Source organism: Qipengyuania sp. GPGPB31 (genome assembly GCF_038396345.1).
GTDB lineage: Bacteria > Pseudomonadota > Alphaproteobacteria > Sphingomonadales > Sphingomonadaceae > Qipengyuania > Qipengyuania citrea.
The window spans coordinates 892,055-904,704 of sequence record NZ_CP149572.1 but is presented as its reverse complement, the minus strand read 5'-3'; the positions used below and the strand labels follow the sequence as shown (position 1 = coordinate 904,704).

At 65.2% G+C, this 12,650-nt stretch carries 11 protein-coding genes; 7 read left to right on the top strand and 4 right to left on the bottom strand.

The genetic code is table 11. The features are described from left to right. Window positions 1-50 precede the first annotated feature (50 nt). The 3 genes from WKH79_RS04620 to purF form a co-directional block, all read right to left on the bottom strand. Window positions 51-398 carry a PilZ domain-containing protein gene (locus WKH79_RS04620; protein WP_050601172.1) on the bottom strand — a complete coding sequence of 116 codons (348 nt, stop codon included), beginning with the start codon at window positions 396-398 and terminating at the stop codon, window positions 51-53. 109 nt (window positions 399-507) lie between these two features. Beyond that, window positions 508-1,218: an SDR family NAD(P)-dependent oxidoreductase gene (locus tag WKH79_RS04615; RefSeq protein ID WP_341859747.1), complete on the bottom strand. Its 711-nt coding sequence runs from the start codon at window positions 1,216-1,218 to the stop codon at window positions 508-510. Then, window positions 1,218-2,690 (bottom strand): amidophosphoribosyltransferase, encoded by a 1,473-nt coding sequence (gene purF / locus WKH79_RS04610; protein WP_050601174.1) that lies wholly within the window; start codon window positions 2,688-2,690, stop codon window positions 1,218-1,220. The genes WKH79_RS04615 and purF overlap by 1 nt, the downstream gene beginning before the upstream one ends. Window positions 2,691-2,859: 169 nt before the next feature. Between purF and WKH79_RS04605 the strand changes: the two genes are divergently transcribed. The 7 genes from WKH79_RS04605 (at window position 2,860) to WKH79_RS04575 (ending at window position 11,367) form a co-directional block, all read left to right on the top strand. Continuing rightward, on the top strand, window positions 2,860-4,101 hold the full coding sequence (locus WKH79_RS04605) for a lipoprotein-releasing ABC transporter permease subunit (protein WP_063511705.1): 1,242 nt from the start codon (window positions 2,860-2,862) through the stop codon (window positions 4,099-4,101). Next, window positions 4,094-4,780, top strand: coding sequence for an ABC transporter ATP-binding protein (locus tag WKH79_RS04600; RefSeq protein WP_341859746.1), 687 nt, complete (start codon window positions 4,094-4,096; stop codon window positions 4,778-4,780). Before WKH79_RS04605 ends, WKH79_RS04600 begins: the two co-directional genes overlap by 8 nt. 47 nt (window positions 4,781-4,827) lie before the next feature. After that, a complete protein-coding gene (locus tag WKH79_RS04595; RefSeq protein WP_063506580.1) occupies window positions 4,828-5,106 on the top strand; it encodes a hypothetical protein in 279 nt (92 codons plus the stop codon). Window positions 5,107-5,160: 54 nt separating this feature from the next. Beyond that, on the top strand, window positions 5,161-5,640 hold the full coding sequence (locus tag WKH79_RS04590) for a glutathione peroxidase (protein WP_341859745.1): 480 nt from the start codon (window positions 5,161-5,163) through the stop codon (window positions 5,638-5,640). A 168-nt stretch (window positions 5,641-5,808) separates the two neighbouring features. Continuing rightward, entirely contained in the window at window positions 5,809-9,300 is a 3,492-nt protein-coding gene (dnaE, locus tag WKH79_RS04585; RefSeq protein ID WP_341859744.1) for a DNA polymerase III subunit alpha, read from the top strand. Window positions 9,301-9,331: 31 nt separating this feature from the next. Then, complete coding sequence (locus WKH79_RS04580) at window positions 9,332-10,933, top strand: long-chain fatty acid--CoA ligase (protein ID WP_341859743.1); 1,602 nt, start codon at window positions 9,332-9,334, stop codon at window positions 10,931-10,933. 2 nt (window positions 10,934-10,935) lie between these two features. Next, on the top strand, window positions 10,936-11,367 hold the full coding sequence (locus tag WKH79_RS04575; RefSeq protein WP_063506299.1) for a DUF1330 domain-containing protein: 432 nt from the start codon (window positions 10,936-10,938) through the stop codon (window positions 11,365-11,367). Between the two features lie 22 nt (window positions 11,368-11,389). On the opposite strand, the gene WKH79_RS04570 is transcribed toward WKH79_RS04575, so the two are convergent. Beyond that, the gene (locus WKH79_RS04570) at window positions 11,390-12,487 is read right to left on the bottom strand and encodes a PA0069 family radical SAM protein (RefSeq protein WP_341859742.1); all 1,098 of its coding nucleotides are present in this window, start codon (window positions 12,485-12,487) and stop codon (window positions 11,390-11,392) included. Window positions 12,488-12,650 lie beyond the last annotated feature (163 nt).

Sequence of the window (12,650 nt, the reverse complement as noted above, 5' to 3'; positions counted from 1 at the left end):
GCGGCGTCCCGGCAAGGGCTACGCCGTCACCACCTGACCGGAATGGGCGTTCAGAAAGGGCGCTGGTAGCTCGGGTCGCCGAACCGCGCGAGGATGCTGTCATGCACCAGCGGGCTCAGCAATTCGCTGAACGCGCATCCGACCATGCTCTTTTCCCACCACACGACCTGCGCCTGGAGCGATTCGAGCCCGGGCATGGTCAGCCAGCATAGCTGCCCTTCGTGCATGCGGTTGAGCGCAGCGGCGGAAAAGCCGGATACCGACAGGTCGTGGACGACCGTCTGGAAGGCACGGCCGCCGCTCGCGCGCAACTGGCCGGGAATGGCCAGCTTCGCGCGCGGCGCGCTGCGATCTTCCTGCGCGGCGAGTGAATAGCGATCCTGCGACTGGTGGATCATGGCGGCGCCCCTTTTCGATCTGTCCCGCTTGGTCCTGGCGCGCATTCGGGCGCGCAGGCAGCGGATATGGTCGATCAAGGTGGCCAAAGCGTTCCCGGACTTGGTTAACTCAGGCTTCGACCCGCTCGCGGTGGAACCCGTCAAAGCCCTCGACCAGCAATTGGGTGAGCCGTTCCGCCACGGTTTCGGGCGGTTTGACCGTCTGCGGGTCTTCCCCCGGATAGGCCTTGGCGCGCATGGCCGTGCGCGTGGCGCCCGGATCGACCAGCGCGACGCGCACCTTCGAGGTCTTCTCGACCTCCTGCGCATAGCTTTCGAGTAGGTTGTCGAACGCCGCCTTGGTCGTGCCATAGGCCGCCCAATAGGCGCGCGGGCTCGCCCCGACGCTGCTGGTCAGGCCGATCACGCGGCCCGCTTCGGCACGCTTGAGTAGCGGGTCGAAATTGGCGAGCAGCGCCTGGGTCGAGAGGAAATTGACCGTCAGCGCTTGGCTCAGCTGCTTGCCGTCGATCTGCGTGACCGGGGTCAGCGTGGGGAGGTAGGCGGCTGCGGCGACGAGTACGTCGAGCTTGTCCCAGCGGCTGGCAATTGCCGAAGCGAGCCGCGCGATCCCGTCGCTTTCGGCCAGATCGACCGGTGCGATGGTGGAAGCGCCGCCAGCGGCATGAATCGTGTCCTCGACCGCTTCGAGCGCGCGTACGTCGCGCCCGGTGAGCACCACATGGGCGCCGGCTGCGGCCAGCGCCTGCGCGGTGGCGGCGCCGATTCCCTTGCTCGCCCCGGTGACCAGGGCCAGGCGGTTGTCGAGCGGTTTCGTCATCAGGCGACCTGTTCGGGAGGGAAGGAAAGCTGCTGCTGCTTGTCGTCGCGCCGGGCGAGATCGGTCAGCGAAGTGGGATAATCGCCGGTGAAGCAGGCATCGCAGAACTGCGGGCAGGCGGCATCGCGCGGCTTTTCGCCGACCGCGCGGTACAGCCCGTCGATCGAGACGAAGGCGAGGCTGTCGGCCCGGATGAATTCGCGCATCGGTTCGACGTCCATCCGCGCGGCGAGCAGCTTGCTGCGCTCGGGCGTATCGACGCCGTAGAAGCAGCTGTGCGCGGTGGGCGGGCTGGCGACGCGGAAATGCACTTCGGTGGCCCCGGCCTCGCGCATCATCTCGACGATCTGCAGGCTCGTGGTGCCGCGCACTATGCTGTCATCGATCAGGACGATGCGCTTGCCTTCGACCAGCGCGCGGTTGGCATTGTGCTTGCGCTTGACGCCGGCATGGCGCGCGCCGTCGCTCGGCTGGATGAAGGTGCGGCCGACATAGTGCGAGCGGATGATCCCCAGTTCGAACGGGATGCCCGCTTCCTGCGCATAGCCGATGGCCGCGGGCACGCCGCTGTCGGGCACCGGGATGACCAGATCGGCCTCGACCGGAGTCTCGCGCGCAAGCTCGGCGCCGATCGCCTTGCGTGCAGCGTAGATGCTGCGCCCGTCGAACACCGAATCCGGGCGGCTGAAATAGACATGCTCGAAAATGCAGGGCCGCGCCGAATGGTTGCCGAAGGGATGCAGCGAATCGACATTGCCGTCGAAATCGACCTTGATTACTTCGCCGGGTTCGACCTGGCGGACGAATTCGGCGCCGACGACGTCGAAGGCGACGGTTTCCGACGCGAACAGCGTGGCATCGCCGATCCGGCCCATCTGCAGCGGGCGAATGCCCAGCGGATCGCGGCAGGCGATCATGCCCTCGGGCGTCATGACGATCAGCGCATAGGCGCCTTCGAGCAGCCGCAGCGCATCGATCAGCCGGTCCATGATCGTGGGATATCGGCTGGTGGCGACGAGGTGGATGATGACCTCGGTATCGCTGGTCGACTGGAAGATCGACCCGCGCCGGACGAGGTCCTCGCGCAGCATGCCCGCGTTCGAGATATTGCCATTGTGCGCCACTGCAAAACCGCCACTGGCGAGGTCGGCATAGAGCGGCTGGATATTGCGCAGGCCCGACCCGCCGGTGGTCGAATAGCGGACATGGCCCGCCGCCATCATGCCGGGCAGTTCGGCGATCGCTTCCTGGCTGGAGAAATTCTCCGCCACATGGCCGAGCCCGCGGCGGGTGTAGAATTCGGCCCCGTCGAAGCTGGTGATGCCCGCGGCTTCCTGCCCGCGATGCTGCAATGCATGGAGGCCGAGCGCGGTGACGGCGGAGGCATCGGTCGCATTGACCGCGCCGAACACGCCGCACTCTTCGCGCAACTTGTCGCCATCCTCGTCTAGAAACGGGTGCGTGAGGTTCATCGAAAGGCCTGTCCGCCGAAGCTGATCGGGATGCGCGCCCAATGGCGGTGTTACGCCTCGATTACAAGGGCAGTGCGACCAATGCCGCGAGCGGCCACACGATTTCATTGCGCAGCAAGGATTGGCTGCCTAAACGCGGCTCCATCCGCAGGCAACAATCAGGGCCGCCTTGATCCTCTCCCCCTTCGAATGGACAATCGCCAAACGCTATCTGCTTCCGGGCAAAAGCGAGGCCTTCATCGCGCTGGTGGCGAGCATCTCGATCGGGGTGGTGATGCTGTCGGTGGCGATGCTGGTCGTGGTGATGAGCGTGATGAACGGCTTTCGCGCCGAACTGCTCGACAAGATCGTCGGGCTCAACGGCCATGCCATCGTCCAGGCCTACGGCGGGCGGCTGGACGATTGGGAGGATATCCTCGCCGAAGTCCGCGCCACGCCGGGAGTGGTCGATGCCAGCCCGCTGATCGAACAGCCGCTGCTGACCAGCTTCAACGGCCGCGTCGAAGCGATCCTGGTCCGCGGCAACACCGACGAGGACATCGCCGAGCTGGCGACCAAGGCAGTGGCGGGCGATTTTGGCCAGTTGCAGGCGGGAGCAAGCAAGGTGGCGATCGGGGTCCGGCTGGCCGAGAATATCGGCGCGCGAGTGGGCGATACAATTACGATCATCAATCCGCAGGGGCGCTCGACCCCGTTCGGCACCGTGCCGCGGCAGATCGGCTATGAAGTGGCCGCGATCTTCGAGATCGGCGTCTACGATTACGATGGCGCCTTCGTCGTCATGCCGATGAAGGATGCGCAGACGCTGATGCTGATCGGCGATACGGTGGGCATGATCGAGGTGACGGTAGAGGATGCCGACGAGGTCGGCGAAATCCTCGAACCGGTGCAGCGCGCGGTGCAGGGCCGGGCCGTGGTATCTGACTGGAAGACGATCAACGCGACGCTGTTCGAAGCGCTGCAGGTGGAACGCGCGGCGATGGCCTTCGCGCTCAGCTTCATGGTGCTGGTGGCGGCGTTCAACATCCTATCCAGCCTCGTCATGCTGGTGCGCGCCAAGACCCGCGACATCGCGATCATGCGCACGCTGGGCGCGACACGGCAGAGCCTGATCAAGATCTTCGTCACCACCGGTTTCACCATCGGCGCGATCGGCACGCTGGCCGGGCTTGCACTGGGCTTCCTAATCCTTGCCGGGCGCCAGCAAATCGTCGAGGGGTTCGGCGTGCTGACCGGGCAGGATCTGTGGGACCCGCAATACCGCTTCCTGACCACCATCCCGTCGAAGGTCGATGGCAGCGAAGTAACCATGATCGTGCTGCTCGCGCTGGGCCTCAGTTTCCTCGCCACGCTCTACCCCGCGTGGAAGGCGGCGAACACCGATCCCGTGCAGGTGCTGCGTTATGAATAGTCCCGGCGTGAAACCGGTGGTCGGGCTCAAGCGGCTCACCCGCAGCTTCGAACAGGGCGGCGAGCGGATCGACGTGCTGCGCGGGGTCGATCTCGCGATCCGTCCGGGCGAGATCGTCGCGCTGCTCGGGCCGTCGGGATCGGGCAAGTCGACGCTGCTGCAGGCGGTCGGGCTGCTCGAAGGCGGGTTCGGCGGGGAGATCCTGATAGCCGGCCATTCGGCCGAGAAGTCGAATTCGCATGCCCGTACCGTGCTGCGCCGCGAACACCTGGGCTTCATCTACCAGTTCCATCACCTGCTGCCCGATTTCAATGCGCTGGAAAACGTGGTCCTGCCGCAACTGGTAGCGGACAGGCCGCGCGCCGAAGCCGAGGCACGCGCGGAAGAACTGCTCGTCGCGCTGGGGCTCGGCCACCGGCTCGATCACCGCCCCAGCCAGCTGTCGGGCGGCGAACAACAGCGCGTGGCGGTCGCCCGCGGGCTGGCCAACAAGCCCGATCTGGTGCTGGCTGACGAGCCCACCGGCAATCTCGACGAAGCGACTGCCGACAGGGTGTTGGGCGAGTTTCTCAGCCTTGTCCGGGGCGAGGGCAGCGCGGCGCTGATCGCGACGCATAACGAGCGGCTGGCGCAGAAGATGGACCGCGTCGTGCGCCTGCATGAAGGTGTGCTCGAATAGCGGACCCGTAGCGCGCTTCGCTCGTTGGTCGCTCAAAGGAGATTTTCATGACCGACCATCCGAGCACCTTCAAGGGCGACCACGACCACCACGGCGGCATTCAGTGGGACGACCGCGCCAGCCTGCACCACACCGGCGACGGCAATGGCGTGCTCGACGGTGCCAAGGGCCTGCGCAGCGGCAGCTTCGCCGAACTGGTCCGCCATCTGATGCTGCTGCCCGAGCAAGAACGCGCCGATTATTACATCGAGAAGGCGGGCGACCGCGAATACCATGCCGCGGAGATCGCGGAACTGTCCAAGCGCCCCGATTTCCCGCGCGAGTGACGCGGCGCCGCGCTTGGCTGCGCCCGCGCTATCGATACAGGAAACTGCAAGAGCATGACCACCATCGCCGATTTCACCGTCGCCACCAACAAGGGCGAACCTCTCGAGCTGAAGGACAAGCTCGGCACTGTTCTGCTGGTGGTCAACACCGCCAGCAAATGCGGCTTCACCCCGCAGTATGACGGGCTTGAAGAGCTGTACCAGCGGTTCGGCGACCGCGGTTTCGAGGTGCTTGCCTTTCCCTGCAACCAGTTCGGTGGGCAGGAGCCGGGCGATGCGGGCGAGATTGCCGAATTCTGCAAGGTCAATTTCGGGCTGACCTTTCCGCTGATGGGGAAAGTCGACGTCAATGGCGACAATGCCAGCCCGCTGTTCGACTGGATGAAGCGCGAACAGCCCGGACTTATGGGATCGAAGGCGATCAAGTGGAACTTCACCAAATTCCTGATCGACCGCGAAGGCCGCGTGGTGAAACGCTACGGGCCGGCGGACAAGCCGCAGGGTATCGCCAAGGATATCGAAAAGCTGCTGTAGCTCCCGGGAAATGACTGTCGCCTCTGCCTAGGCGGGGACCCGGGTGATCTAGCCTCCGGCGCATCGTTTCCGTTATCGAGATCCCTGCCTTCGCCGGGATGACGGAACGGAGGAAAGCGCGACGCGCGCGGGTTGGCGAATCCCCTCCCGCGCCGCATATTGGGACGCATGTCGTTCAAGCCCTTCGTCCCGTTCCGTATCCTGTCGGCCTATACCATGCTGGAAGGGGCGATCGATCCAAAGGCGATGGCCAAGCTGGCCAAGGAGCGGGGCTTTCCGGCTGTCGCGATTGCCGATCGCAACGGGCTCTACGGCGCGGTCATGTTCGCCAATGCCTGCAAGGCCGAAGGCATCCAGCCGCTCATCGGCACACTGCTGGGCGTGGCGCGCCCGAGCCGCGACGAAGGGGCGGAAGGCAAGCAGGTCGATTACCTGCCGCTCTACGCGCAGGACGAGGCGGGGTATGACAATCTGTGCCACCTCGTGTCGAAGGCGCATCTCGAACGCCCGCTCGAATTCGAACCGCACGTCCGGATCGGCGACCTCGATGGCCGTACCGACGGCTTGATCGCCTTCACCGGTGCAAGCGAAGGTGCGGTCACGCGGCTGCTTGCCGAAGGCGAGCAGAGCCATGCCGAGGCCCTGCTCGACCGCCTGCAGGCGCTGTTCCCCGACCGGCTCTACATCGAACTGGCGCGGCGCGGCGATCCGGTCGAGGAGCGCGCCGAAGCCGCGCTGGTCGATCTCGCCTATGCACGCGACCTGCCGCTGGTGGCGACCAATCCCGCCAATTTCGCCGAGCCGCACATGCACAAGGCGCATGACGCGATGCTGTGCATTGCCGGCTCGACGCATGTCGATGCGGAGGAACGCGCGCGGTCGAACCCCGAAAGCTATGTGAAGACCTACCACATGATGGAGGAGGCCTTCGCCGACCTGCCCGAAGCGGTGCAAAACACCGTGGTGGTGGCGCAGCGCTGCGCCTATGCGCCGCCCTATCGCAAGCCGATCCTGCCCAGCCTCGCTGGCGACCTCGAAGGCGAGGCGCGCGCGCTGGAGGAAGATGCGCGCAAGGGGCTGGAGGCCCGGCTAGAACCCTATGGCGAGATGAGCGAGGAGGAACGCAAGGTCTATTTCGACCGGCTGCAGTTCGAGGTCGACATCATCAACCAGATGGGCTTCCCGGGCTACTTCCTGATCGTTGCCGACTTCATCAAATGGGCCAAGGACCACGATATTCCCGTGGGACCGGGGCGTGGTTCGGGCGCGGGCAGCCTCGTCGCCTGGGCGCTGACGATCACCGATCTCGACCCGATCCAGCTCGGCCTGCTGTTCGAACGCTTCCTCAATCCCGAACGCGTCTCGATGCCCGACTTCGATATCGACTTCTGCGAAACCCGCCGCGGCGAGGTGATCCGTTACGTCCAGCAGAAATACGGCCACGACCACGTCGCGCAGATCATTACCTTCGGCAAGCTCAAGGCGCGCGCGGTGCTGCGCGATACGGGGCGCATCCTGCAGATGAGCTACGGCCATGTCGACCGGCTGTGCAAGATGGTGCCCAATCACCCGACCGACCCCTGGACGCTGCCGCGCGCGCTCAATGGCGCGGCCGATTTCAAGAACGAATACGACAATGACAACGAGGTGAAGCGCCTCGTCGATTTGGCAATGCAGCTCGAAGGCTTCCCGCGCAACAGTTCGACCCATGCGGCGGGGGTGGTGATCGGCGACCGGCCGCTGGCCAAGCTCGTGCCGCTCTACCGCGATCCGCGCTCGGACATGCCGGTGACGCAGTACGACATGAAGAATGTCGAGAGCTCGGGACTGGTCAAGTTCGACTTCCTCGGGCTCAAGACGCTGTCGGTGCTCAAGAAGGCGGTCGACCTGCTCAAGCGGCGCGAGATCGACATCGACCTGTCGCAGCTGCCGCTCGACGATCCCAAGGTCTACGAATTGATGAAGGCGGGCAACACGGTGGGCGTGTTCCAGCTCGAATCGGAAGGCATGCGGCGCACGCTGACAGCGGTGAAGCCGACCAATTTCGGCGACATCATCGCGCTCGTCTCGCTCTACCGCCCGGGCCCGATGGACAACATCCCGCTGTTCGGCAAGCGCAAGGCGGGCGAGGTCGCGATCGAGTTTCCGCATGCCAAGCTCGAAGGCATCCTGGCGGAGACCTACGGCATCTTCGTCTACCAGGAACAGGTGATGCAGGCGGCGCAGATCCTTGCCGGCTATTCACTCGGCGACGCCGATTTGCTGCGCCGCGCGATGGGCAAGAAGGTCCAGGCCGAAATGGACATCCAGCGCGAACGCTTCGTCACCGGGTGCAAGGAAGTCAGCGGGATCGAGAAAGCCGAGGCCAATGCGCTGTTCGATTTGATCGACAAGTTCGCCGGTTACGGTTTCAACAAGTCGCACGCCGCCGCCTATGCGCTGCTCGCCTACCAGACCGCGTGGCTCAAGGCGCATTACCCGGAAGAATTCTACGCTGCCTCGATGTGTTTCGACATGCACCAGTCCGAAAAGCTGGCGGTCTTCGTCGACGATGCGCGCCGCGGAGGGATCACGGTGCTGCCGCCCTCGCTCAATCATTCGGAGGCGGAATATACCGTCGAGCAGACCGACGATGGTTACGCCGTGCGCTATGCGCTGGCGGGGATCCGTAATGTCGGCGAACGCGCGATGGAAGCGATCGTCGAGGAACGCGAGGCGGCGGGTCGGTTCGAAAGCCTCAAGGACCTGTTCGAACGCCTGCCCAAGGGCTCGATGAATTCGCGCCAGCTCGAGGCCTTGATCAGCGCGGGCGCGCTCGACGAATTCGAAGCAAACCGCGCCAAGCTGATGGCCAATGCGGACATGCTCTTGGCGGTGGCCGACGCGGCCGAGCGCGAGCGCTCGAGCGGGCAGGCGGGCCTGTTCGGCGGCGAGGACGCTGCGGTCGATGACGATCTGCGATTGAAGGACGCGGAAGATTGGTCGCTCAGCGAAGCGCGCGCCCGCGAGAAGGAGAACATGGGCTTCTCCTTCAAGCAGCATGCGACCGCTGCCTATCGCGAGATCGCCAGCGCACAGGGGGCCCGTTCGCACGCCTCGCTGATGTCCGGCGGCGTGCCCGGTGGCGGCCGCATGGGCGCGGTGATGGCGGTGCAGGTCGAAGGCGCCAGCAAGGGCACGACCAAGCGCGGCAAGCCCTTCATCCGCGCCGATTTCTCCGACGCCTCCGGCCAGTTCAGCGCCGCCTGTTTCGAAGAGGGGCTGGTCGAGAAGTTCCTCGAATGGGCCAGGAATGGCACCTGCGTGAAGCTCGATGTCGAACTCGACAGCCCGAGCCCCGACGAACCGCCGCGGATCACCGTGCGCGGGGCGGTCCCGCTCGACGCGGTGCGCGGGAGCATGGCGATGCTGCTGACGCTGGAGGTCGAGAGTGTCGAGGCGGTGACCCAGCTGGCGCTGGCGCTGGGCGAGAGCGGGCAGGGGGGCGACGAGGCGGTCGCAACGCTGCTCACCGGCGACCCCACCCCGCCTGTCGTGCGGCTGGGCCGAACATTTTCTATCGACGGCGAGCTCGCCGAACGCTTGGCAAGCGTGCCCGGCCTTGCCAAGGTGCAGTTAACCGCGCGACGAGGGAAGGCAAACCTGCGCCTCGTCGCTTGATCTGGGACCTGATTGGGTGAGAGGAATACATATGTCGCTTGGCGCGATGCAGGACTGGAGCATGCGGATCTCGCATGTGATTGACCACGCAGCCCGGGAAGCCCCGAACCGTGAAATCGTCACCCGCTGGGCGGATGGCAGCGAGACCCGCACCGACTGGGCGGGCGTACGCCAGGATGCGAAGAAGATGAGCCAGGCGCTGCAGGCGCTGGGCCTCGGCAAGGGCGACAAGGTTGCCAGCCTCGCCATGAACCACGCGCGCCACCTGGTCAGCTGGTTCGGCGTCGCGGGGATGGGCGGCGTGCTGCACACCTGCAATCCGCGCCTGTTCGAGGACCAGCTCGAATACATCGTCAATCACGCCGAGGACAAGGTGATGATCTACGATGCGGCGTTCCAGCCGATCGTGGACAAGATGCGCGACAAATGGCCCACGGTCGAGCATTACATCTGCTTCGACAGCGGCGAGCACACCACCAGCTTCGAAGACTGGATCGGCGAGCAGGACGGCGATTTCGAATGGGTCGATGGCGACGAGCGCGATCCCTGCATGATCTGCTATACCAGCGGCACCACGGGCAATCCCAAGGGCGTGCAGTACGAGCATCGCTCGACGCTGCTGCATGCGCTGGCCGGACTGCAGCCGTCGACCTTCAACTTTACCGCGTCCTCGGTGATGCTCCCGGTGGTGCCGATGTTCCACGCGGCCAGCTGGGGCCTGCCCTATGCCGGGGCGATGGCGGGGATCAAGTTCGTCTTCAGCGCGGTCAACGACCCGGCGGTGCTCGACGAGGTGATGAAGACCGAAAAGGTCACCGATTCCGCAGGCGTGCCCACGGTGTGGCTGGCGCATTTCCAGTATTGCGACGCCAACAATCTCGAACTGCCCAAGCTGCGCGCGGCGACTATCGGGGGTTCGGCCGCACCGCGCTTCATGATCGAACGGCTGATGAAGAACGGCACCCGCGTCCAGCATGCCTGGGGGATGACCGAGACCTCGCCGATCGGCACCGTTGGCGGCCCCACGGCCGACTGGGACCAGCTGACCTTCGACCAGAAGGTCGAGAAGACGATGAAGCAGGGTCGCCCGATCTTCGGCGTGGAACTGCGGACGGTGGATCTCGATGATCCGACCAAGGTACTGCCGCGCGATGGTGAAAGCTCGGGCGCGCTGCATATCCGCGGGCCTTGGGTGGTGAAGCGCTATTTCAAGGCCGAGGAAGACGCGATCGATGCGGACGGCTGGTTCAACACCGGCGACGTGGCGATCCTGCATCCCGACGGCACGATGCAGATCACCGACCGGACCAAGGACGTGATCAAGTCGGGCGGCGAATGGATCAGCTCGGTCGAACTCGAAAACGCCGCGGTGGGCCACCCGGCGGTCGCCGAAGCCGCCGCGATCGGCATGATGCATCCCAAGTGGGACGAACGGCCGGTGCTGTTCGTGGTCAAGCAGGAAGGCAAGGAAGTCACCGCGGAAGAGGTGATCAATTTCCTGTCCGACAAGGTCGCCAAGTGGTGGCTGCCCGATGCGGTCGAATTCGTCGACGACATCCCGCACACCGCGACGGGCAAGATCAGCAAGAAGGATCTGCGCGACCGGTTCAGCGACTACGCGCTGGAGATCTGACCATGGCCAGCAGCTATATCGATCCGAGCCCCGCGAACTTCCAGGCGTTCAAGGACCTGCCGCGCGACGAGCCGATCCACATGCTCAACCTGCTCGAATATCGCGAGCAGGCGGAATATCCGGAAGGTCACGAACACGTCGGCAAGGGCTGGAGCGGGCGGCGCGCCTATGAGGAATACGGCAAGACCAGCGGCCCGATCTTCCGCCGCGTGGGTGGCACCATGGTCTGGCGCGGTGCGTTCCAGACCATGGTCACCGGCCCCGATGCCAAGCGCTGGCACGACGGCTTCATTGCGCACTATCCCAATGCCGGCGCCTTCTTCGAAATGATCAAGGATCCCGAATACCAGCAGGCAGTGGTCAACCGCACCGCCGCGCTGGTCGACAGCCGCCTGATGCGCTTCACGCCAGGCGAGGCGGGCGAGGGGTTCTAGCCTCCGCGGATCGGGGAAAATGTCATAGCAACCGCATCTGACCGCCCAACGTGGGCGGCCTGAACTGCGTGCAATCCAGCTCGAACTTCGCCTTGCCCATTCCGGCGCGCTTGCAGGCAAGGCGGAAGCGCGCGCGGAAGAGGTCGGCCCACACGCCGCTGGGCTTCATGCGGGTGTTGAAATCGGGATCGTTGTCGCGTCCGCCGCGGATCGAACGGACGATGCTCATCACCTTGTCGCCGCGCTCGGGATAATGGACCGACAGCCATTCGCGGAACAGCGGGGCGACCTCGTGCGGCAGGCGCAGCGGGATCCAGCCGACGCTGTCGACCCCGAGCGCGGCCGCGCGCTGGACGATCTCCTCCATGAACTCGTCGGTAATCGCGGGAATGATCGGCGAGACCGAGCAATGCGTCGGGACCCCCGCCGCGGCCAGCCTCCCCAGCGCCTGCAGCCGCTTGGCCGGGGCCGCCGCGCGCGGTTCGAGCTTGCCCGATAGTTTCGGGTCGAGCGAAGTGACCGAGATCGCCACCGCCACCAGCCGCCGCTCGGCCAGCTCGGCCAGCAGGTCGAGATCGGCGAGCACGCGGTCGGACTTGGTGGTGATCGTAACCGGATGGCGCGCGTCGAGGCACACTTCGAGCACCTGCCGCGTGATCCGGTAGCGCGCCTCGATCGGCTGGTAGGGATCGGTATTGGTCCCCATCGCCAGCGGGCGCGGGCGGTATTTGGGCTTGGCCAGCGTGGCACGCAGCAGCTCGGCCGCATTGGGCTTCGCGAACAGTCTGGTTTCGAAATCGAGCCCGGGCGAGAGATCGTGATAGGCATGCGTGGGGCGCGCAAAGCAATAGACGCAGCCATGTTCGCAGCCACGATAGGCGTTGACCGAGCGGTCGAAGGGCACGTCGGGCGACTGGTTGAAGCTGAGGATGGTCTTGGGGAATTCCTCGGTCACTTCGGTGCGCAGTTTGGGCGGAGCATCGCCCTCCAGTACGGCGAGCTGCTCCATATGATCGCGCCAGTCGCCGTCTTCGTCGCGCGTGGCGAGGCCGAAGCGCGTAGGCACCGACGCGCCCTGTGCGCCGCGGCCTGATATAGCAGGGGCGAGTCGTCGTTCCATATGTGAGAACATATATAGAACACGAGTGGTGCGCCAGTCGGAATTGGTGGGCGGCAGCGGGCTAGCGCGGCAACCTACCGCGCTCTTACTATTATTCCGTCATCCCCGCGAAGGCGGGGATCCCGCTGCTGTTTGGCATCCCCAAGGTTAGCGGGACCCCCGC

Excerpts from the sequence above, each read along its gene's own strand:
- WKH79_RS04580 (WP_341859743.1), top strand. The coding sequence starts at position 9,332 with ATGTCGCTTGGCGCGATGCAGGACTGGAGCATGCGGATCTCGCATGTG.
- WKH79_RS04615 (WP_341859747.1), bottom strand. The coding sequence starts at position 1,218 with ATGACGAAACCGCTCGACAACCGCCTGGCCCTGGTCACCGGGGCGAGC.
- WKH79_RS04595 (WP_063506580.1), top strand. The coding sequence starts at position 4,828 with ATGACCGACCATCCGAGCACCTTCAAGGGCGACCACGACCACCACGGC.
- WKH79_RS04570 (WP_341859742.1), bottom strand. The coding sequence starts at position 12,487 with ATGGAACGACGACTCGCCCCTGCTATATCAGGCCGCGGCGCACAGGGC.
- WKH79_RS04620 (WP_050601172.1), bottom strand. The coding sequence starts at position 398 with ATGATCCACCAGTCGCAGGATCGCTATTCACTCGCCGCGCAGGAAGAT.
- purF (WP_050601174.1), bottom strand. The coding sequence starts at position 2,690 with ATGAACCTCACGCACCCGTTTCTAGACGAGGATGGCGACAAGTTGCGC.
- dnaE (WP_341859744.1), top strand. The coding sequence starts at position 5,809 with ATGTCGTTCAAGCCCTTCGTCCCGTTCCGTATCCTGTCGGCCTATACC.
- WKH79_RS04575 (WP_063506299.1), top strand. The coding sequence starts at position 10,936 with ATGGCCAGCAGCTATATCGATCCGAGCCCCGCGAACTTCCAGGCGTTC.
- WKH79_RS04590 (WP_341859745.1), top strand. The coding sequence starts at position 5,161 with ATGACCACCATCGCCGATTTCACCGTCGCCACCAACAAGGGCGAACCT.
- WKH79_RS04600 (WP_341859746.1), top strand. The coding sequence starts at position 4,094 with ATGAATAGTCCCGGCGTGAAACCGGTGGTCGGGCTCAAGCGGCTCACC.